We start from the raw sequence: 21,231 nt of genomic DNA on the forward strand, positions 1-21,231 counted from the left end.
CATTACTATTGTCATTCGTAAGCGGCACGCGACGGATAGAATACGGGCTGAACTTCGCCGACGTCCTGTCAAATAGCTGCGCGAAACCTTCGAAATTTGACGGTTTCGCCGCATTTTTCTCCCCGACTCACAAAATGACCGAGATCTGGCAACGCTTTAACGGCATGCAGCGGCGCTATCTCAAGCGCCCAGTCATTGCCAAACGCTATGACTTTGAGACCGGAGATAGTGAAAGCTGGCACTCGCATACGCAGCCGCAATTCGTCTACACGACGCGCGGCGTGCTGCGCGTCATCACGCCCGACGGCGCGTGGACGCTCGGCCCGTACCGGGGTTTGTGGATCGCGCCGCTGGTCGCGCACGAGTTGCAGGCGGTCAGCCCGACGGTGATGTACACGGTCTATTTCGAAGTCGATGTCGCGCCGCGCGACGAGCCGCGCTGCCACGTGCTGATGATTTCGGCGCTGCTGCACGAACTGGTGGCGGCACTCGTGCTCGATCAGCAGAACGGCCAGCCCGAGCGCCGATCGACGCTGATCGACCCGCTGCTGCTCCAGGAGATGCGCGAGGCACAACTCGCCACCGAGGGTCTGCTGCCGCTGCCGAAGGACCGACGCCTGCAACAGATCTGCGGTCAGTTGATGGACGCGCCCGCCGACAACACGCCGCTCAACGATTGGGGCATGCGCGTGGGCGCGAGCGAAAGCACGCTGGAGCGCGCCTTCAAGGACGAGACCGGGCTGACCTTCGGCCAGTGGCGTCAGCGGCTGCGCCTTGTTGAATCGATTTCGCGGCTCGCCAAAGGCATGGCGGTCTCGACCATCGCGACCGAACTCGGCTACCGCAATTCCAGCGCCTTCATCACGATGTTCCGGCGCGCGATGGGAGAAACGCCGCAACGTTTTCTTCGCAATCGAAGCGGAATGGAAGCGGGCGCGGCGCAAACGGTTTCGGCCGAACCATAAACATTCTCGCGCACGCACATTACCGATTATTTAGATTGATTTCGTCGGCGACGATAAATATAAGAAAAGCCGGCTGAAATCATCGAACACCGGCTCTCCGAGCGGGCGATGCTACACGCCCGCGTCTCAAGAAAACGTTAACACTTCGCGTTTTTTCAACAAAACGGCCCTTTCCGTCAATCGAGATGGAAAGGCGTACTATTTATTCGCGTCGTTCATTCATTCATGAAAACGAGTAATTGGAATACACGGCTTTTTCCCGATACATTCGCGCTCAACTTCGCGGCACGCCGCTTGATTCTCCACGCTTCGTCTGCGCCTTTCAACCGTCATCCAGTTTATTTCGATGCGCTTTCGCTGTTTATACAATTTCACCCTGTTGATTGCGCTCGCGGGAGTTCTTCCCGGCGCGATGGCCGAGAACGTCGTCGTGCTGGATTCCGGCGAGGCGAAGATCAATCTGATCGACGAAGCGACACGCAAAGTCGTCGCGGTCATGCCCGCGGGTAAAGAACCGCATCATCTGATGATCACGCCCGATGGCAAAACGCTGATCGTCGCGAATTCCATTTCCGACAATTTCATGTTCCTCGATCCGCACACCGGCGCCGTGCGCGGCTGGCTTCAGGACATGGAAGATCCTTATCAGCTCGGTTTTTCTCCAGATGGCAAATGGTTCGTCACGAACGGGCTTCGACTCGATCGCGTTGATATCTATCGCTACGACGGCGAGCATTTCTCGCTCGCGAAACACGTGCCGATTCGCAAAATGCCCAGCCACATGACGTTCTCGCTCGACAACAAGACGGTGTTCGTCTCGTTGCAGGAATCCGGCGAGATCGCGGCTATCGACCTGCCGACGCAGACGATACTCTGGCGCGTGCATGTGGGCGACGATCCGGCGGGTCTGTGGATGGTGCCCGGCAACCGCTTTCTGCTGGTCGGCATGACGGGCGAAGACGACGTGACGGTAGTCGATACGCAGACGCACACCGTCGTCAAGAAGATTCATACGGGACGTGGCGCGCACAATTTCCGCTCGCTCGACGACGGCACGCATGTGGCCGTCACGAATCGCGTCGACAGCACCATCAGCATTCTCGATTACAAGACGCTCACCAATACCGGCGATATCACCGGCCTCATGCCCGGCCCCGACGACATGGAATTGCAAGCCGATCGCCGCCATCTCTGGGTGACGTTCCGCTTCTCGCGCCACGTGGGCGTGATCGACCTCGCGACGCGCAAGCTCGTGTCCACGATCGAAGTGGGCCGCTCGCCGCACGGCATTTTCATGGGCGACCGCGCGCCCGTCTACGCGCCCAATCCTGACTGATCGACTGGCAGGAAAGAACGATGTTGCATGCAATGGGAACAGGAATGGGCCTTGACTTTGAGCGCTTCGTTGGTTTGCTTCAAACCGACGCCTATATCTATATCGTCCAGCCCTTGCTGTTCCATCTTCATTTGATGGACTACGACGAAGACGCCTACGACGCGCTCTATTGGGCGGTGGTCGGCGTGCTTGAAATTGCGGTGACGTTCGCGATTCTGCGTCCGCTCGAGGCATGGCGTCCGATTGAACAATGGGAACAGCGTCGCGCTTTGTGGCCCGACGTCTGGTACACGTGGATCGCGAAACTGGGCATCGTCAATGCGCTCTTTTTCGTCTGGCTCCAACCCACGATCAATCATCTGGAAACGTGGATGACGGTCAAAAACATCTGGACCGTGAATCTCGATGAGATCGCGCCCGGCCTGACCGATCAGCCGCTCGTTTCATTTGCGATTTATCTCGTGGTGCTCGATTTTCTCGGCTACTGGTATCACCGCTGGCAACACCGGTTCGGCATCTGGTGGGAACTGCATGCGGTTCATCACAGCCAGCGCCAGATGTCGCTCTGGAACGACGACCGCAATCATTTCGTCGACGACATCGTGCAAACGGCTTTCTTTACCGTGGTCGGTTTGTTTATCGGCGTTCAGCCGGGGCAATTCGTCGTGCTGGTCGCGGTCAGCAATACCTTGCAGGCGATCCAGCACGTGAATGCGCGCCTGCCTTATGGATGGTGGCTCGAACGCGTCATCGTGAGCCCGTCGTTTCATCGGCGCCATCACGCCATGGAATACGGCCATACCGGCACGGCCTATGGCTGCAATTTCGGCGTGCTGTTTCCATGGTGGGACATGATTTTCCGCACGGCTTCCTGGGAAACCGCAGTGGAACCCACCGGCATTACGGATCAACTGGATCGGCCGGAACAGCGCGGACGCAATTACGGCAAGGGTGTCTGGGCTCAACAATGGCTTGCGCTCTGCCGTATCAAGGCACGCATGACGGCTGCATCGGCGGCCGCAGTCGACTCGCGTTATGAGCGTAGCTAACGCAAGTCCATCGATCGATCGTTCGTTCGTTCGTTTGTTCGTTTGTTCGTTCGATAGCCGCCGCTTTTCATTATTCAAATCAATCCAAACCCGATCATGCGCCGCACGCCCTGCCGCCTCTCGCTGTTTTCTTTTCCACGCCGTACCGTGTGCGCCGCGTTCATTACCGCATTGACTGCATTGACCGCATTAACGAGTGCCGAGGCCTCCGCGCAAGTGGCGCCGCCCGCGCTTCAGGCGCGCGCGTGGGTATTGATGGACGCCGGTTCGGATCAGATTCTCGCGTCGTCGAATGCCGATGCGCGCGCGGAACCCGCGTCGTTGACCAAACTGATGAGCGCCTATCTCGTGTTTCAGGCGCTGCACGCGAAGCGCATCACGATGGATCAGACCGTGCTGCCGGGCGAAGCGGTGCGCAGCGTCGGCACCGACGAGTCGCGCATGTTCATCGAGCCGAACAAGCCCGTGAGCGTGCATGACCTGCTCTATGGCTTGATCGTGCAATCCGGCAACGACGCCGCGATTGCCCTGGCCGAACTCGTGGGCGGCAGTCAGGCGCAATTCGTGCAGATGATGAATGCCGAAGCCGCCAGCCTGGGCATGGCGCATACGCATTTCTCCGACGTCAACGGCATGCCCAGTCCGCAGCACTATACGAGCGCGGGCGACCTTGCCACGCTGACCGCGCATATCATCAGCGACTTTCCCGAGTATTACCCGATCTTCTCGACGAAGACATTCACCTACGACCGGATTCGCCAGCCGAATCGCAACCGCCTGCTCTGGCTCGACCCGAGCGTGGACGGTCTGAAAACCGGGCACACGCAGGCGGCTGGCTATTGCCTGATCGCCAGCGCGAATCGCGATGTCGAAGGCGCACCCGGCACGTCGCGACGCGTGATCAGCGTCGTCATGGGCGAGCCCACGGAGCCCGCTCGCGTCGCAGACAGTCTCAAGCTGCTCAATTTCGCGTATCACGCATTCGATGCGGTACCGTTCTTCCGCGCGGGCCAGGCGATATCGCTTGCGCGCGTTTATAAGGGCACGCGTCTGAATGTCGACGTTGCGCCGACGCAGAATGTCGTGGCCACGATTCCCGCCGGAACGCGCGCCCAGATTACGTCGAGCATCAAGGTGAACACGCCGCTCATCGCGCCGCTGAGCGCCGGCGAACAGGTGGGCACGGTGACCATTCTCGATCAGGGCAAGGTGCTGACCCAGGTGCCGCTCGCAACGCTTTGGGCCGTGCCTCAAGCCGGTTTGCTCGACCGCGCCTGGGATTCGCTTCAGCTCATGCTCGGCAGCAAAGTTTAAACGCCCGCATTAGCTGGTCCCTCATTACCAGCCCTTCCCGCGCGCATCGTTCTGGCATTCGCGCTATTCAATCTCCAATACAGGACGCCGCCATGAAATCGAATAATAAGCCCGCTGCGATGCCGCAACCGCACCCGCGCAATCGCCATCCTTATGCACGGCGACGTCTGCTGAAACTCGGCGCCTCGCTGGTGCTCGTCGGCATCGATCCCGGACTCGCGCTCGCCAATACACGGCCGACGATACGCGGCGTGCGCGTGTGGCCCGCCACCGATTACACGCGCGTCACGATCGAGTCCACGCAACCGTTGCAGGTGCAGGAACACCAGCTCGGCTCGCCGAATCGCCTCGTGGTCGACCTGCAAGGACTCACGCTCGATCAGGCTTTGCGCGCGCTGATTTCGAACGTGCATCCCAACGATCCGTATATTCGCGCCGTGCGCGTCGGGCAATTCACGCCCGACGTCGTGCGCATCGTGCTCGATCTCAAGGGCGCGGTCACGCCGAAAGTGTTTTCGACCACGCCTGCGGGGCAATACGCGTATCGGCTCATGCTCGATCTTTATCCGGCGGACGGCAAACCGCAGGACGCACTCGACACGCTCGCCGCACAAGCCACTGAATCCACGCAACCCACACAAGCCACGCACAACGCGCCCGCTTCGGCGCCCGAGCGCGGCACGCAACGCAAGCTGATCGTCGCCATCGATCCGGGCCACGGCGGCGAAGATCCCGGCGCAATCGGCGGAGGCGGCACCTATGAAAAGCACGTGGTGCTCGATATCGCCCGGCGCCTGCGCGCGAAGATCGCCGCGTCGCCCGACATGGACGCGATGATGACGCGCGACGACGACTTCTTCGTGCCGCTCGGCACGCGCGTGACCAAAGCGCGCCACGCGCGCGCCGATCTGTTCGTCTCCATTCACGCCGACGCTTTCACCACGCCTGCCGCATCGGGCTCGTCGGTGTTCGCGCTTTCGGAACACGGCGCGTCGAGCGCGGCCGCGCGCTGGCTCGCGCAAAGCGAAAACGCGTCCGACGCCATCGGCGGACTCGATATCAAAAGCGCCGATCATGCGCTCGCGCCGGTGCTATTCGATATGTCGACGACGCAGCAGATCAACGACTCGCTCAAATATGGTGCGCTCGTTCGCGAATCGCTCGGCAAGATCAATCATCTTCACGGCAACGGTCTGGAGCAAGCGGGCTTTGCGGTATTGAAAGCGCCCGATATTCCGTCGATTCTCGTGGAGACGGCATTCATCAGCAATCCGAATGAAGAAATCAAACTCCAGAATCCCGCTTACCGTCAGCAAATGGCCGATGCAATCTATGACGGTATTCGCAAATATTTCGCAAGTCACCCGCCGCTCGAACGCCGCGTAACCGTCTGATCGACGACAGTCACGCGCGCGCCATTTCAGTCCGTCAACCCCGGAAGTTCGCTCCTCGGAGAAGCACCGAACACGCTGATGCCGCCTCCCAGCAAGTTTCTCAGTTTTTCCCGTCATGCGGCCTTGACGCTCAAACCGCGCCATGGCCGTTCAAGTACGCTTGGTTTTGTGTTCGCTGTCGCGTTTTTTTCGCTGGCGCTGCGCGCCGCGTGGGTGCAATGTTACGACGCGAGTTTTTATCAGCATCAAGGCGAGATTCGCCAGGTCAGCGATCGTGGACTGCCCGCCGCGCGCGGCCGGATTCTCGACCGCAATGGCAGCGTGCTCGCGATGAGCATTCCGACCGATACGGTTTGGGTCGATGCCGCATCGACTTCGCAACCGGCGTCGGCATCGCAGGTCCAGGCGCTCGCGCATCTTCTCCAGATCGAGCCCTCCGCGATCGATGCCGCGTTCGCCTCGCATCGCCAATTCGTCTATCTCGCGCGCCAGATTCCCACCGATGTCGCCGCGCTGACGCAGCAATTGAATGTGCCCGGCGTGTTTTATCGTCCCGATTCGCGACGCTTTTATCCCGAGGCCGGCATCACCGCCAATATCGTCGGCTACTCGGGCATCGACGGTAAAGGTCAGGAAGGCATCGAGCGCACCGCAGAGCCGCTATTGCGCGGCGCCAACGGCCGCGTCGACGTGCTGCACGACGCACGCGGCAATGCCATTGAAAATCTCACGCGGCTCGCGCCGCAAAACGGCAACGATATTCATCTCTCGATCGATCTGCCGATTCAATATGCCGCTTATCAGGCGCTGCAGGATACCGTCACGCGCTTCGCCGCGAAATCCGGTTCGGCCATCGTCATCGACCCGCACACGGGTGAAATTCTCGCGATGGCGAACTGGCCGAGTTACGACCCGAATAGCCGCACCCGCTCCGATCCGCAAGCCATTCGCAATCGCGCCGCAACCGATGCGTTCGAACCCGGCTCGGTGATGAAGCCGCTCACCATCGCGCTCGCGATTCAGCAGCAGCGCGTGACGCCCGATTCGATCGTGACCACGGACGGCGGCAAATTGAATCTCGACGGCCAGACCATTCACGACGACGCGGATTTCGGCACGCTCACGGTCGCGGGCGTGATTCAAAAGTCGAGCAATGTCGGCACCTCGAAAATATCGATGCTGCTTTCGGCTCGCGATATGTGGCACAACTTCCGCAATCTCGGTCTGGGTCTCGCACCGCACGCGGGTTTGCCGGGCGAAGCGGCGGGCACGGTGCGCGACTGGCATCACTGGCGGCGCATCGAGCAGGCGACGATGGCCTACGGCTACGGTCTTTCGGCGTCCTTGCTGCAACTCGCGCAGGCCTACACGACCTTCGCCAATGACGGCGTATTCGTGCCCGCGACGATCTTTCAGCAACACGCGCCGGTCACCGGCAAACGGATCTTCTCGGTCAAGACCGCGCAGTCGGTGCGCGCGATGATGGAGAACGTCGTGAGCAAAGGCGGAACCGCATCGCAAGTGGTGGTGCCCGGTTACACGGTGGCCGCGAAAACGGGCACCGCGTATCGCTGGACCCAGCACGGCTACGATTATCACCAGTATCGGGCCTCGTTCGTCGGCCTGATTCCGGCGCAGCATCCGCGCGTGATTATTGCCGTGTCGATCGAGTCGCCCACCAAGGGCTCGCATTTCGGCGGCGCGGTCGCCGGTTCGGCATTCGAGGCCATCGCCTCGCCCACGATGACGCGGCTACGCGTCGAACCCGACGCGGACGTTACCGCGCATCGTTGAAACATCGTGATTCAGGGATCGAGGCTGACGCCTCCGTCGCATTTCACCGTCGCCACCAGATTTTGGCCGTCGAGTTCGAACGGCACCTTCCAGCCGTGTCGAGCGGCCTGGCGCGAAGGAGCCGATTCGAAACTGGCGTGACCCGATGCGTCGATTCTGGCGCGTTCGAGAAAGGCATTCACGGACGTTTGCGCGGCGAATCGGCTTCTGATTGCGCATTGATCGTTCGCGTTCGCGCTTCTGGCGAATATCAGCACGAAGCCGATTGCGGCGACCGTGAGCGAGACGCCCACTATCCCAGCCGATAACTGCCGGGGTTCATGCGAGAACTTGCGATAGTGCGCCATGCTCGGGCTATCCGTGACGGAAACACACCGAAGTATGCGGCAGCCCTTATCAAATTTTCGTTAAGCGCGGAGGATTTTCCTGTGTCGCGCGGGGGCGACATTGGGCCCGCGCGCCGCCGTATCAACGACACCTTGACGACCGGCACGTACCGGGCCTCACCAACACGCTGCCGCTCTACGTGCAGGTGATGTACGACGGCTACAACTTCGCGGGCGCATTCGCGGCGGCGAGCCTGCTCGCGTTCATCGCCATGGCGACGCTCGCCGTCAAGCATGGACTCGAACGTCGTATCCGGCACTGAATTCACCGAGTGAATCGCCCGCGCGCATCGCTCAGGACAGCTTGTTTCGCTGCGCGCTGGTAAAATGCCGCCTGATTTCAGCTACGTATTCTGCGCGCCGACCATGCGAATTCTCGCCATTGAAGATGACCCCGACATTCTTGGCAATATCGCCAGCTATTTCGGTGCCCGAAACACCATGGTCGATTGCGCACTCGACGGCGTGCAAGGTTACGCGCTCGCCACGCGCAACGAATACGACGTCATCATTCTCGATCTCGCGCTGCCGCGCCTCGACGGCTACGAGTTGTGCCGCCGCCTGCGCGAAGACGCGCAATGCGAAACGCCGCTCATCATGGTCACGGCGCGCGACACGCTCGACGAACGGCTCGCCGGTTTTCAGGCGGGCACCGACGACTATCTCGTGAAGCCCTTCGCGCTCGCCGAACTCGGCGCGCGCGTGAAGGCGCTGTCGCAACGTCCGCGCAAACGCTCGGTCGTGCGCACGCTGCAGGTCGCCGACCTCGTGCTCGATCTCGACACGCGTGAACTTGCGCGCGCGGGCCAGACGCTGCGCCTGCCGCCCGCGCCCATGACCTTGCTGAAAATTCTCATGCAGGAAAGCCCGTCGGTGGTGGCGCGCGCGCGTCTCGAAGAAGCGCTGTGGCTCGATTCGCCGCCCGACAGCGACAGCCTGCGCACGCATATTCATCAGTTGCGCCAGGTGATCGACAAGCCGTTCGAGCGCGCCCTGCTGCACACCGTGCACGGCGTGGGCTACCAGTTACGCGCCGCGCAAGACGATGCGCGCTGACACGCCGCCCACCGCGAACGAAGCGCGCCAGGAAGTGCGCCCGGAAACGCGCCCACGCCGCACGCTCGCGCGCGACTTCGTGCTCGCCTATCTGGTGCTCGCGCTGCTCGTCGGCGGCCTGCTTTCGCTCGTGTCGATGTGGACCGTCAACCGGCTCGAAACGCATTTACAGCAGATCGACATGGGCATGGCGCTCGACCGCGTGCGCGACGAATATCTCGCGGGCAAGAGCGTGGGCCGCGTGAACCGCTTCTTTCACGGCGAGCCCGGCAGCGATACGTTTCCCACGTGGCTGCGCGACGTCGAGCCCGGCTTCTCGCGCCTCGAACACGGCGACCGCGACTGGCACGTGATGGCCGACGACCACGACGGCGTGCGCTACATGCTGCTGCGCGACTACACGGCCTTCGAGGAACGGCGCGTGCATTCGCACTGGCTGACCGTGCTCAGCGTGGGCGCGAGTCTGCTCGTGGCGTTTCTGCTCGGCGGCGCCGTCACGCGCCGCTTCGTGCGCCCGCTGATCCGGCTCGCGGAACAGGTCGTCAAACGCCCGGCGCTGCCGCCGCAAACGCGTCTCGCGCACGCGTATCCCGAGAACGAAATCGGCCGCCTCGCCGCCGCATTCGACGCGACCTACAACGAACTCGAAGCCGCGCTGCAACGCGAAAAGCTCTTTACCGCCGATGTGAGCCACGAATTGCGCACGCCGCTGACGGTTATTTCGAGTTCCTGCGAACTGCTGCTCGACGACCCTGCGCTCACGCCCACGCAGCGCACGAAGCTCGAACGCGCGCACGCGGCGTCGCGCGACATCCATCAGCAACTCGCGGCCTATCTGATGCTCTCGCGCGGTTCGGCCACCGCCACGGGTTTCGCGCAAAGCGACGTCGCCAGCGTGGCGCGCGAGGAAATCGCGCACTGGTCGCCGCGCGCGACGCAACTCGGCTTGCGCATGGAAGGCGAATTCGCCCCGGCTCAAGCATTGCCTGGGATGCCGAATCTTTTTCCGGCGGCACTGCTGCGCATCGTGCTGTCGAACCTGATCCGCAACGCGCTTCAACACGCGGCTAACGGCACGCGCATTCTCGTACACGCCGACACCGCCAGCTTCGAAGTCGCCGACGACGGCCCCGGCATCGCGGCCAGCGTCAAGCCGCACCTGTTCACGCCGTTCGTACGCGGCGGCGAAGCGGGCGCGGACAATCTCGGCCTCGGGCTCTCGCTCGTGCAGCGCATCTGCGAACATCAAGGCTGGCGCATCACGCTCGATTCGTCGCCCGGCGCGGGTACACGCTTTCGCATCGAACTCACGGCGAGCAAAGCCGCGATCGATTGAGAAAATGCCTTAAAAATAGGGCCAATCGATGTCTTGATGTATCGGCCTGCATCGCCCTCGCTCGAATCATAACGATCGACACCTCAAGAAAACGTTAAGACGCAGACGCGCGCGGAGATGAAAACCACACCATGCGCGCGACTCATGAAGTCAGCGAAATTATTCAACGTTGACACACGCATGCAACGGTAGGATGCGGAGTTTTCCGTCAATGCCCTTGCGCACGCCTGTTCATGAGCCCACGTTCCGCCGTCGCCACGCGCGCGATTTTCGCCGCCCTCCTCATGCTCGTGCTGCTCGGCGCGGGTGCATCCGTCTGGGCGTTTTCCGGTTACGTCGATGTGGCGGCGACCGACAAGGACAATCCGCTCGTCGCGTGGTTCCTGCACACGACCTACCAGCGCTCGCTCGACCGGCAGTCGGCTGCGGTCGTGGTGCCCGACAATCTCGTGAACGACGGCAACGTGCGCGCGGGCGCGCATCTCTATGCGCAGCACTGCGTCTATTGCCACGGCGCGCCGGGCGCGCCTCTCGATCCGATCGGCGCGGGCATTGCGCCGCGCGCGCCCGATCTGCTCGCCGCGAAGCGCCATAACGGTCCGCAATCGACGTTCTGGGTCATGCGCCACGGCGTCAAGATGACCGCGATGCCCGCCTTCGGCAAATCGCTCGACGACACGCAGCTCTGGCAGCTCGCGGCGTTCCTGCGCGCGAAGCGCGGCATCGACGCCGAGGGTTATCGCGGGCTCACCGGCCCCGTGGCGAGCACGACCGCCACCGGCGATCCTTCCGCCAGCCAGAACAGTGCCTTGGCGAATTAGTGGTTAACCCTGGGGAGCAAGATCTCTAGACTTTGGGTCATGGATTGCGGCGAGTTGCCGCAGCCAATCACGAAACAGATCGGAGGTCGTCATCATGAAATCGCTTTTCCCCGTTGCCGCTGTTGCCCTGGCTCTCACTCTCCCGGTTGCCGCGTTCGCCCAGTCGAACGGCGGCCTGACCCGCGCGCAGGTTCGCGCCGAACTCGTGCAGCTCGAACAGACCGGCTATCGTCCGGGCGACGGCGACAACGCCCACTACCCGGAAGCGATCCAGGCCGCCGAAGCCAAGGTCGCCGCGCAGAACAGCGCGGTGGGCGGCGCTGCGGTGGGTTCGTCGGCGGCGGGCGGTCCGGCGCTCGACGCGAAGTAAGTGACACGAAGTAAGCGACGCGAAGTCAGTGGGCGAAGTCAGCAGATCGGTCATCGCAGTGCGCGAATGTCTGCGAATCCCCGCGATGACCGCTAGGCCGCGATGAGCGTGCGCCGCACCTGAAGCGCACGCTCGATCGGCGCCATCGCGGCAATCCGCCGCACCTCTATCGCGCTGCGGACCTCGATTCCATCAAGCCGGCAGGTCTTACACTTTTGTACCGTCGCCCGCCGAGGAACCGCCCGTGCCTATCCAGTATCTGCGCAGCTTCACGTCCGTGGAACGCACCGAGAAAGCCAATCTGCGGCTCGGCCGCGCGCTCGCCTGCATCGCGGGCGCGGCCAACGCCGGCGGTTTCCTCGCGGTCGGGCAGTACACCTCGCATATGTCGGGCATCGTGTCGTCGGTGGCCGATAACCTCGCGCTCGGCGACATCGGCCTCGCGCTCGCGGCGATCAGCGCGATGTTCGCCTTCGCGGGCGGCGCGGCCACTTCGGCGGTATTGATCAACTGGGGCCGCCGCCGCGCGGTGCGCAGCGTCTTTGCCTTGCCGATGGTGCTCGAAGCCGCGCTGCTGATGGGTTTCGCGCTGCTCGGCGCGAACATGGAGCACCATCGCGTGCTGTTCGTGCCCGCTACCGTCGCGCTGCTCTGCTACGTCATGGGCCTGCAAAACGCGATGATCACGAAGATTTCGCGCGCCGAAATCCGCACGACGCACATGACCGGCATCGTGACCGATCTCGGCATCGAACTCGGCAAGGGTCTGTACTGGAACTGGGGCGTGCCGGCGAGCGCCGCGCAACACGTGCGCGCGGACATGCCGCGCGTGCGCGTGCTCTCGTCGCTGCTCGGCATGTTCCTGCTCGGCGGGCTGGGCGGCGCGCTCGCGTTCCGGCATCTGGGTTTTTCGTCCGCGGCCTTGCTCGCGGCCGCGCTGCTCACGCTCGCCTGCGTGCCCGTCGCCGACGATCTGCGCCGCTGGTCGCCGCGCGATCCGGCTTGAATTCGACGGACGACGCCGGGCGCGGCGGCTCGCGTCAGGCCGTGACGAGTTTCGCGGCGGCCGCGCCGCTGAGAAACTCGACGAGGCCGGCCGGCGCGCGCTCGTCCAGACACAGCGCGAGAATCGCGCAGGCATCCGCGGCGGCCGCCTGGCTGCGTTCGAACATCGTTGATTCGTAGGCCGCCAACGCGGCCTCGACATCGCCGGGATGCGCCGCGAGCGCCGCGCCGAGTTCCGCGCCGTCGAGCATGGCGAGATTCGCGCCCTCGCCCGCGGGCGGCGCGAGATGCGCGGCGTCGCCGAGCAGCGTCACGCCGGGCACGCGCTCCCAGCGATGATCGACCGGCAGCATATGGAGCGGACGTGGCACCGGCGCGGCCTCGCCATCGGTGATCAGGGCCGTGAGCGCAGGCGCCCAGCCGGCGAATTCCGCCGCGATCGTGGCGCTCGCGCGGGCCGCATCGTCGAAGTCGATCGACTCGAACCACGCCAGCGGCCGGTTCAGCGCGATATACGCGTGCAGCACGCCGCCGGGTTCCCGGTGCGCGAAGATCCCCTTGCCGGGCGCGGGCGCGAACATCCCGCCGCCGCCGACAGCCTCGGCCGATGCGGGGTGCCGCGTATCGGCGTCGTGCAGATACGTTTCGATGAACGTGGTGCCGATGTACTCGGGCACCGCGGCCGAGAGCAGAGGCCGCACCTTCGACCACGCGCCATCGGCGCCGACCAGCAACTGGCTGGTCACGGTCGTGCCGTCGGCGAACGTCAGCCGGTGCTCGCCGTGGCCGAGCGGCGCCACGTCGCCGAGTTTCTTGCCCCAGCGCACCGTGTCCGGCGGCAGCGACGCCAGCAGAATCCGCCGCAACTCGCCGCGCAGCACTTCGGGCCGCCCGCCCGTGCCGTCGTCGGACTCGTCGAACAGCAGCGCGCCGAGCGCGTCCAGCACGCGCGTCGCCTCGCCGCCCGCGTGAACGATGGCGCGGAACGCGTCGCTCAGACCGGCCGCCGCGAGCGCGGCCTGACCGTCTTTCTCGTGAATGTCGAGCATGCCGCCCTGCGTGCGGGCTTGGGCCGACGGCTCCGCCTCGTAAATCGTCGCGGCAATGCCATGCAAATGCAGCACCCTCGCGAGCACCAGCCCGCCGAGTCCCGCGCCGATTATGGTGACCGGAGCCGTCATCGAATATCCTTTCATTGAGATTGGAACGTCGTTCCAAAGAAAAAACATATTGGAACGAAGTTCCATCAGTGTCAAGCTATGGATATGACAACGGAAATTCGGACACGGCGACGCGCGGATGCGCTCACCCGGCAGCGGATCGTCGAGGCGGCGATCGAGATCCTCGACCGGGACGGCGAGGACGCGCTGACCTTTCGCGCGCTCGCGGCGCATCTGGCGACCGGCAGCGGCGCGATCTACTGGCACGTCGCCGACAAGCAGGCGCTGCTCGCGGCCGCCACCGATCCGATCATCGCCGCCGCACTGAGCGAGGCGGCGGCAAAACCGCAACCGCAGGACGCGATCCGCGCGCTGGCGCTCGGCATTTTCGATGCGATCGACGCCCATCCGTGGGTCGGCGCGCAGTTGTCGCGCGATCCGTGGCAGTACGCGGTGCTGCGGATCCTCGAAGGCATCGGCGCGCAGGTGCAGGCGATGGGCGTGCCCGAGCCCGCGCAGTTCAACGCGGCCACAGCGCTATTGAGCTTCATTCTCGGGCTTGCGGGACAGTACGCGACGCGTCCGCAGATAGCGCCGGAAGGCATGGACCGGGTCGAGGTGCTGGAGAGCGTCGCCGCGAAATGGGCGCAACTCGATCCCGCCGAGCATCCGTTCGTGCGCCAGGTGGCCGCGATGCTAGCGGGTCACGACGATCGCGAGCAGTTTCTCGCCGGGATCGATTTCATTCTGGCGGGTATTCAGCAGAATGCGGTGGCGAAGTGATTTTTGGCCTGATTTTCAGGCCGATTAGCGATTGATCAGTCATCCGAATCATTCATCGCGCGCGAATGAACGGAACATGTCCGCGCATTCGCCGCGCCCGCTTATCGCGCGGGCAGCAGTCGGCTCAATTCGTTTAACGCGAGACTTTGATACGCGGGACGCGACACCATCCACGTCGTGATTTCCGTGAGCGGAATGGATTGCACCGTCGACGCCACCGCCAGCGTCGCGAGCACCGACTTCGGAAATACCGCCACCGCCGTCCCGGCGGACACGGCCGCGAAAATCGCGTGATACGAGTGGTATTCCACGATCTCGCCGACGCTCTCGGGACCCGATCCCTGGTCCGCGCACTTCGACTCCAGCCATTGCTCGCCGATTCGCCGATACGTGCAGCCCTTCGCGAACGCGGCGAGCGGATAGTGCGTCACGCTTTCGGAAGCGGAACCGAGACGACTCGGGACCAGCAGCAGCAATTCCTCGCGAAACGCCGGGATCGCCGCAAGATCGGCATCGGCACCGGTATTGAATTCGATGGCGGCGCGCTCATCCGTTTCGGCGATAAAGGCGCAATCGAGCCGGCTGGCCTTCACGTCGTCGATGAGCGCGCGCGTGGTGCCCGTCGAAATATCCAGTTGCACGGCGGGCCAGAGACTTTGATACGCGCCCAGCAAGCCCGGCAGCCGCGCCGCCGCCGTGCTTTCCATCGAGCCGATTCTCAACCGGCCCACGGGGACGTTCGATTGCATCGCCTGGCGCGCCTCTTCAGCGAGCGTCAGCATGCGATGCGCGTAACCGAGCAGGCGCTGCCCGTCCCCGGTCAAGGTCATGCGCTTGCCTTCGCGCGAAAAGAGCTGCACGCCGAGTTCCTCTTCGAGCTGCTTGACGCGCGTCGTCACGTTCGATTGCACGCGTTGCAGCAACTGCGCCGCGCGCGTGACGCTCTGTTCCTTCGCGACCAGGCTGAAAATCTCTAGATCGAGCAGCTCCATCCGGCAAATTCCTGATTAACGAACACGATGCATAAATTAATCTCTCTACGAGATTTTACTGCAAGCCCTGGCGCGATCGGGAGCCACGCAGGAAACAAGGCAACGAACAAAGCATCGCGCGGCTAAGCGAGGTTCGAAACGGTCGAATGGAGTTGCGCAACCGCAGCCCGCATTTCCGCTTCAAGCGTGCGCATGAGTTCGGCGGCAGGCATCGCACGCGACAACGCGGCGGCCTGACCGGCCCATTGCGCGCCATAGCCGAATTCGCCCTTCGCCTTCGCGGCCGCATTCAACGCCTTGCCCGCATCGTAGGTGATGGGATACGCGGGCACGGTTTTCGGGCTGCCTTCCTCGTGTTCGAGCCGCGTGAATTTATTCACGATCGAACGCGCCGCGCGGCCTGAAATGGCGCGCGTGAAGGTCGTATGTTCAGCAGCCGCGCCGAGCAAGGCTTGTCGATAGCCGTCGTCGATCGACGTTTCCGGGCACGAAACGAAGGCGGTTCCGAGTTGCGCCGCCGATGCGCCCAGCGCCAGCGCCGCCACGATGCCCGCGCCGTCCATGATGCCGCCCGAGGCGATCACCGGCAGACTGCATTGGCGCGCAACGAGCCGCGTGAGCGCGAACGTGCCGAGATAATCGTCCTCCGTCGAAGCATCGAACAGGCCGCGATGGCCGCCCGCTTCGATGCCTTGCACGACGATCGCATCGACGCCCGCTGCTTCGACCTGGCGCGCTTCTGCCAGATTGGTTGCGCTCGCGAGCAGGCGAATGCCCGCTTGTTGATACGCAGCGATCAGCTTCGCGTCGGGCAAACCGAAGTGAAAACTCACGACTGCGGGACGCGCATCCAGAAGCATCGTCTGCATCGCTTCATCGGCGAGAAAGCTCGTATAGATTTCGCGCAGTTGCGCGGGCGGCTCGGCGCCGTATTGCGCGAAGTGGCGTTGCAGCCAGTTGAGCCAGGTCTGCTCGACCTCGCGATTCGCCACCGCAGGCGCGTGGCAAAAGAGATTCACATTGAACGGACGGGCGGTCAGCGCACGCGTGGCGTCGATGGCCTTGCGCGCGTCGGCGGCGTTCATCGCACCGAGGCCGAGCGACCCAAGTCCACCGGCATTCGACACCGCCGCGGCGAGCGCGGGCGTTGCCACGCCGGCCATGGGCGCCTGCACGATGGGCTTCTCGATGCCCAGGATTTCCAGAAGAGTGCCTGAAGATTTCACGCTCATAGTGACCTCATTTCGTTCGCTGACTCGATACTCGATCATCTTACATGGAAATCATGCATGCTATATCAATCTTTTTTTGAGATTGATAAACGGGACTGAATCGCGCTTCCAAGTGCCCTATCCGCGCCCGCCGACCGGCACATTCAGCGTCGTCTTGACCCGCTCCATCGCCACGAAGGTTCGGAAACTTTTCACATTGCCTTCCGCGAAAAACAGCGAGCGCGTGAGCGCGGTGTATTCGGCCATGTCCCGCGTGCAGAAAATCAGAATGAAATCGACATCGCCGGTCACGTAATAACACTGCTGGACCTGCTCGCACGCTTCGAAACGCGCTTTCATCGCGTCGAGCAATTCGACCGCTTCATTCTCCGCCGAAACATGCGTAATGACGGTCACATGCGCACCGAGTGCGCCCGGATTCAGCACGCTGCAATCGCTTTCGATCACGCCGCTCTTGCGCAGGCGCTGCAAACGCCGCGCGACGGACGGCACCGAGAGATTGATTTGCTGCCCGATTTCGCGGTGGGGAACCTGATTGTCCCGCTGGACGATGGCGAGAATCTTGAGGTCGAAGTCGTCGAGTTCTATACCGCGGTCGGTCGTGGCCATAAGAAAAATTCTCGTAGAGAAGTGCCGGAATGATCGCGATTCCAAGGGAGTTCGCCGCAATGCGCGAGAATTTATTGCATTTCAATGCCGAAATACGATTACAAATAACGCACGCATCGCAATATTATTTCACACATCGAATCGACGCCTGTCTTACGGAGTGAGTTAAATGCTAATTGCAAACCCGCGTGCCCTGTACACCCCCTATCCCTCTGCACTCCAAAGCATTTTGAACGTGCGCGCAGCGGATGAAAGCGGCGCGTGGCTCGCAAGCTGGGGCCAGATTTCCCGCTCCGCCACGCCACTGTGGGATCTGCCCGATGCCGCCGCGGCGCTGGGCATCGCGCGCCTCAGCGTGAAAGACGAAGGCCTGCGCTCGCCCCTCGGCAGTTTCAAGGCGCTGGGCGCACCGATCGCGTTGACGCGTCTGATCCTGCGTCTCTGGCACACGCACGATCTGAATCCGCAAGGCCTGCTGCGCGGCGACTACGCGGAGCTGCTGGCGCCCCTCACGGTCATCAGCGCAACGGACGGCAATCACGGCAAGGCGCTGGCCGCCGCTGCGCGCGATATCGGCTGCCAGTGCGTGATCGTGCTGCATGCGAACGTCAGCCGCGAACGCGAGGACGCGATTGCGCACTACGGCGCACGCATCGTCCGCATCGAGGGCGACTACGACGCCTCCGTCGAACACGCCGCGCAACTCGCGGCGGACAACCACTGGCACGTGGTCTCGGACACCTCGTATGAAGGCTACGAAACGATTCCCCGCGACGTCATGCAAGGCTACGGCGTGATTGCCGCCGAAACGCTGGCGCAACTCGACAGTCCCGTTACGCATGTGTTTCTCCAGGGCGGCGTGGGCGGCCTCGCGGCGGGCGTGGCCAGCTATCTCTGGGAGCACTTCGGCGCGCAGCGCCCGCAATTCATCGTGGTCGAGCCGCAGCAGGCCGATTGCCTTTATCAGAGCGCGATGGCGGGTCACGCGACCCGCGCGACGGGCAGCGTCGATTCGGTGATGGCCGGGCTGGCCTGCGGCGAAGCCTCGCCGCTCGCATGGAAAATTCTCGAGGGCTGCGTCGACCACTTCATGACCATCGCCGACGACGACGCCGTGACCGCCATGCGCACGCTCGCCGCCGGTTCGGAACGCGATGCGCCGCTGGTCGCGGGCGAATCGGGCGCTGCGGGATTCGCGGGCCTGGCCGCCTTGATTCGGAATCCTGAGTTGTCGGTGAAGGTCGGACTGGGATCGGCGTCTCATGTGCTCGTCATCAACACGGAGGCTGCGACCGCGCCCGGCGTCTACGAGGCGCTGATCGGCGAAACGGCGGCCAGCGTCAGCGCGCGCCAGGCCGAGTGGATGAGCGCGATCGAACACTGACATCGACAAACCGGAAGATCACGAGACAGGTCACACGATGGAAACGTCGCTGCAAGAAAAACTGCAAGGCTGGCGCCGCCAGTTGCATCGCAATCCCGAAACCGGTTTCGAGGAAGTGCAAACCTCCGACTACGTCGCCCGGATTCTCACGACGCTCGGCATGGAGGTGCACCGGAACATCGGCGGAACCGGGCTCGTCGCCAATCTGAAAGTCGGCGGGGGCACGCGCACGGTCGGGCTGCGCGCGGAAATGGATGCGCTCAAAATCGCCGAGAATGCGCCTGGCCGCGCCTATGCGTCGTGCAATGCCGGAAAGATGCACGCGTGCGGTCACGACGGCCATATGGCGATGATTCTCGGCGCGGCGCAACTGCTCGCCGAACGCCGCGATTTCGACGGCACCGTGCGCTTTATTTTTCAGCCCGCCGAAGAACATGGCCGCGGCGCAAAAGCCATGATCGCCGATGGCCTGTTTGAGCGCTTTCCGGTCGACGCGATTTTCGGCGCGCACAATATGCCGGGATTGCCCGCCGGCAGTTTCTCGACGCGGCCCGGCGGCATCATGGCGAGCGAGGATAATTTCGTTATCCATATCAAGGCGAAAGGCACGCACGCCGCGCGGCCGCATATGGGCATCGATCCGATTGTGATTGCCTCGCAGATCGTGCTCGCGCTGCAGACCATCGTGTCGCGCAACCTGGACCCGAGCCAATGCGCGGTCATCTCGTGCACCGAGATCATCACCGACGGCCTGCGTAACGTGATCCCCTCGAACGTCATCATCAAAGGCGATACGCGCAGCTATTCGCCCGAAGTGCAAAACCTGCTCGCCACGCGCATGCGCGAAGTGAGCGAAGGGATTTGCCGCACGCATGGCGCCGAATGCGCCTTCGAGTACACGCATGAATTCGTGCCGACGGTGAATACGCCGGAATTCGTCGACGTGGCCGTTGCGGCGGCGAGCACGGTCGCGGGCGCGGACCAGGTCGACGCGAATGTTCAGCCGATGATGATTTCGGAAGACTTCGGCGCGTTCCTGCAAGTCGTGCCGGGCAATTTCGTGTTTATCGGCAACGGCATCGAGGCGGACGATGGCGGCACGCCGCTCCACAACGCGAGCTACGATTTCAACGACCGCATTTTGACGGTTGGGGCGCGGTATTTTGCGGAGATCGTGCGGATGCAGCTTGCGGCGGCGTGAGGATTGCGGTCGGCGTGGCGTTGTAGATTGAACAACAGGCGTTGTAGATTGAACAACAGGCGTTGTCGATTAAACAACGGCGCCCCCTCACTTCGCCTTCGGCACCAACCTCAAAAACGCCCGCACCGCCGGCGCGCGCTCGTGCTTACGGCAGACGAGCGCCAGTTCAGAAGTAATCGGCTTACCCTCAATGCGCCGATAGACGATGCCCGGCAAGCTCACGCAGCCCGCCAGCGCGTCGGGAATCACCGCCACCCAGCCGTTCACCGACACGCACGCAAGCACCGCCAGCAAGCCGCCCGGCCGCGCCGCGATGCGCGGCACGAAACGCCCGCGGCGCGCGAGTTCGAGCGTGCCGAACTCCTGCTCCGGCACCGCGAAACTGGCCTCCGCGAGATCGGCGGGACGCAGTGTCTCCTGCGCCGCATAAGGCGAGTCCGCGGGCACGGCCGCCACGAACGCATCGCGCTGCAACGTGAACACGCGCACCGTGTCCGGCAGCGTGAGCGGCGGCCGCACATACGCGACATCGAGCAGGCCCGTCTCCAGGCGCCGCGCCACGTCCTCCATCGGGATTTCGGTGACGCTCACTTCCACGCGCGGCCACGCGGCGCGAAACTCGCCGATCGAGCGTTGCAGCGCGCCCGAATACACCGCCGACGACACATAGCCCGCCACGATGCGCCCCACTTCGCCGCGCGCCGCCAGCGCGGCGAGTTCCTGTCCGCGCTGCAAATGTTCGAGCGCCGCCGCCGCTTCGGGCAAATACGCCTCGCCCGCCGCGGTCAGCGACACCGCGCTGCGCGAGCGATGAAACAGCCGCGCGCCCAGATGACGCTCGGCCTCCTGAACGTGGCGCGTGAGCGCGGGCGGCGCCATGTCGAGCTCCTCGGCCGCGCGCGCGAAATGCAGATGCCGCGCCACACACAGAAAGGCCCGCACGTGGCGCAGTTCGAGACGACTCATGATTACCGGTTTCGTGAAGCAAATTGCTATTTTATGGCAATGACCGATAACCGTCGATGATGCGACGATGCGGGCTGC

The 21,231-nt window shown here is 63.3% G+C and carries 21 protein-coding genes; 15 read left to right on the top strand and 6 right to left on the bottom strand.

What is annotated here, in order from left to right; translation table 11 throughout:
• Window positions 1-134: 134 nt before the first annotated feature.
• The 6 genes from LDO54_RS08370 (at window position 135) to LDO54_RS08395 (ending at window position 7,852) form a co-directional block, all read left to right on the top strand.
• Window positions 135-965, top strand: coding sequence for an AraC family transcriptional regulator (locus LDO54_RS08370; protein WP_224009116.1), 831 nt, complete (start codon window positions 135-137; stop codon window positions 963-965).
• Window positions 966-1,311: 346 nt separating this feature from the next.
• Window positions 1,312-2,301 carry a beta-propeller fold lactonase family protein gene (locus LDO54_RS08375; RefSeq protein WP_224009118.1) on the top strand — a complete coding sequence of 330 codons (990 nt, stop codon included), beginning with the start codon at window positions 1,312-1,314 and terminating at the stop codon, window positions 2,299-2,301.
• Between the two features lie 20 nt (window positions 2,302-2,321).
• Window positions 2,322-3,350 carry a sterol desaturase family protein gene (locus LDO54_RS08380; protein WP_436975530.1) on the top strand — a complete coding sequence of 343 codons (1,029 nt, stop codon included), beginning with the start codon at window positions 2,322-2,324 and terminating at the stop codon, window positions 3,348-3,350.
• A gap of 96 nt (window positions 3,351-3,446) precedes the next feature.
• Window positions 3,447-4,664: a D-alanyl-D-alanine carboxypeptidase family protein gene (locus LDO54_RS08385; protein ID WP_224009121.1), complete on the top strand. Its 1,218-nt coding sequence runs from the start codon at window positions 3,447-3,449 to the stop codon at window positions 4,662-4,664.
• A gap of 92 nt (window positions 4,665-4,756) precedes the next feature.
• Complete coding sequence (locus tag LDO54_RS08390; protein ID WP_224009123.1) at window positions 4,757-6,058, top strand: N-acetylmuramoyl-L-alanine amidase; 1,302 nt, start codon at window positions 4,757-4,759, stop codon at window positions 6,056-6,058.
• Window positions 6,059-6,226: 168 nt separating this feature from the next.
• Window positions 6,227-7,852: a peptidoglycan D,D-transpeptidase FtsI family protein gene (locus tag LDO54_RS08395; protein WP_224009125.1), complete on the top strand. Its 1,626-nt coding sequence runs from the start codon at window positions 6,227-6,229 to the stop codon at window positions 7,850-7,852.
• An 11-nt stretch (window positions 7,853-7,863) separates the two neighbouring features.
• On the opposite strand, the gene LDO54_RS08400 is transcribed toward LDO54_RS08395, so the two are convergent.
• Window positions 7,864-8,199, bottom strand: coding sequence for a hypothetical protein (locus LDO54_RS08400; protein ID WP_224009127.1), 336 nt, complete (start codon window positions 8,197-8,199; stop codon window positions 7,864-7,866).
• Window positions 8,200-8,378: 179 nt separating this feature from the next.
• Between LDO54_RS08400 and LDO54_RS39210 the strand changes: the two genes are divergently transcribed.
• The 6 genes from LDO54_RS39210 (at window position 8,379) to LDO54_RS08425 (ending at window position 12,827) form a co-directional block, all read left to right on the top strand.
• Window positions 8,379-8,501 carry a hypothetical protein gene (locus LDO54_RS39210; protein WP_310630652.1) on the top strand — a complete coding sequence of 41 codons (123 nt, stop codon included), beginning with the start codon at window positions 8,379-8,381 and terminating at the stop codon, window positions 8,499-8,501.
• A gap of 103 nt (window positions 8,502-8,604) precedes the next feature.
• On the top strand, window positions 8,605-9,294 hold the full coding sequence (locus tag LDO54_RS08405; protein WP_224009129.1) for a response regulator transcription factor: 690 nt from the start codon (window positions 8,605-8,607) through the stop codon (window positions 9,292-9,294).
• Window positions 9,284-10,630 carry a sensor histidine kinase gene (locus tag LDO54_RS08410; RefSeq protein ID WP_224009131.1) on the top strand — a complete coding sequence of 449 codons (1,347 nt, stop codon included), beginning with the start codon at window positions 9,284-9,286 and terminating at the stop codon, window positions 10,628-10,630. The genes LDO54_RS08405 and LDO54_RS08410 overlap by 11 nt, the downstream gene beginning before the upstream one ends.
• A gap of 233 nt (window positions 10,631-10,863) precedes the next feature.
• Window positions 10,864-11,451, top strand: coding sequence for a c-type cytochrome (locus LDO54_RS08415; RefSeq protein ID WP_224009133.1), 588 nt, complete (start codon window positions 10,864-10,866; stop codon window positions 11,449-11,451).
• 94 nt (window positions 11,452-11,545) lie between these two features.
• Entirely contained in the window at window positions 11,546-11,821 is a 276-nt protein-coding gene (locus LDO54_RS08420) for a DUF4148 domain-containing protein (protein WP_224009135.1), read from the top strand.
• Between the two features lie 244 nt (window positions 11,822-12,065).
• Entirely contained in the window at window positions 12,066-12,827 is a 762-nt protein-coding gene (locus tag LDO54_RS08425; RefSeq protein WP_224009137.1) for a YoaK family protein, read from the top strand.
• 34 nt (window positions 12,828-12,861) lie between these two features.
• On the opposite strand, the gene LDO54_RS08430 is transcribed toward LDO54_RS08425, so the two are convergent.
• Window positions 12,862-14,007, bottom strand: coding sequence for an FAD-dependent oxidoreductase (locus LDO54_RS08430; RefSeq protein ID WP_224009139.1), 1,146 nt, complete (start codon window positions 14,005-14,007; stop codon window positions 12,862-12,864).
• An 84-nt stretch (window positions 14,008-14,091) separates the two neighbouring features.
• Between LDO54_RS08430 and LDO54_RS08435 the strand changes: the two genes are divergently transcribed.
• The gene (locus LDO54_RS08435; protein ID WP_224009141.1) at window positions 14,092-14,769 is read left to right on the top strand and encodes a TetR/AcrR family transcriptional regulator; all 678 of its coding nucleotides are present in this window, start codon (window positions 14,092-14,094) and stop codon (window positions 14,767-14,769) included.
• A 101-nt stretch (window positions 14,770-14,870) separates the two neighbouring features.
• On the opposite strand, the gene LDO54_RS08440 is transcribed toward LDO54_RS08435, so the two are convergent.
• The 3 genes from LDO54_RS08440 to LDO54_RS08450 form a co-directional block, all read right to left on the bottom strand.
• On the bottom strand, window positions 14,871-15,761 hold the full coding sequence (locus LDO54_RS08440; protein WP_224009142.1) for a LysR substrate-binding domain-containing protein: 891 nt from the start codon (window positions 15,759-15,761) through the stop codon (window positions 14,871-14,873).
• Between the two features lie 122 nt (window positions 15,762-15,883).
• Window positions 15,884-16,993 (bottom strand): NAD(P)H-dependent flavin oxidoreductase, encoded by a 1,110-nt coding sequence (locus tag LDO54_RS08445; RefSeq protein WP_224009143.1) that lies wholly within the window; start codon window positions 16,991-16,993, stop codon window positions 15,884-15,886.
• A gap of 117 nt (window positions 16,994-17,110) precedes the next feature.
• Entirely contained in the window at window positions 17,111-17,602 is a 492-nt protein-coding gene (locus LDO54_RS08450) for an Lrp/AsnC family transcriptional regulator (protein ID WP_224009145.1), read from the bottom strand.
• Between the two features lie 169 nt (window positions 17,603-17,771).
• On the opposite strand from LDO54_RS08450, the gene LDO54_RS08455 reads away from it, so the two are divergent.
• Together LDO54_RS08455 and LDO54_RS08460 are read left to right on the top strand one after the other, a co-directional pair.
• Entirely contained in the window at window positions 17,772-18,986 is a 1,215-nt protein-coding gene (locus LDO54_RS08455) for a diaminopropionate ammonia-lyase (protein ID WP_224009147.1), read from the top strand.
• A gap of 37 nt (window positions 18,987-19,023) precedes the next feature.
• The gene (locus LDO54_RS08460) at window positions 19,024-20,187 is read left to right on the top strand and encodes a M20 aminoacylase family protein (RefSeq protein WP_224009149.1); all 1,164 of its coding nucleotides are present in this window, start codon (window positions 19,024-19,026) and stop codon (window positions 20,185-20,187) included.
• Between the two features lie 87 nt (window positions 20,188-20,274).
• Here the strand turns inward: LDO54_RS08460 and LDO54_RS08465 are convergent, their stop codons facing one another.
• The gene (locus tag LDO54_RS08465; RefSeq protein ID WP_224009151.1) at window positions 20,275-21,153 is read right to left on the bottom strand and encodes a LysR family transcriptional regulator; all 879 of its coding nucleotides are present in this window, start codon (window positions 21,151-21,153) and stop codon (window positions 20,275-20,277) included.
• Between the last annotated feature and the right edge of the window lie 78 nt (window positions 21,154-21,231).

Origin of the sequence: Paraburkholderia tropica (assembly GCF_914484835.1) — a bacterium.
In the GTDB taxonomy this organism is placed as follows: Bacteria; Pseudomonadota; Gammaproteobacteria; order Burkholderiales; family Burkholderiaceae; genus Paraburkholderia; species Paraburkholderia tropica_A.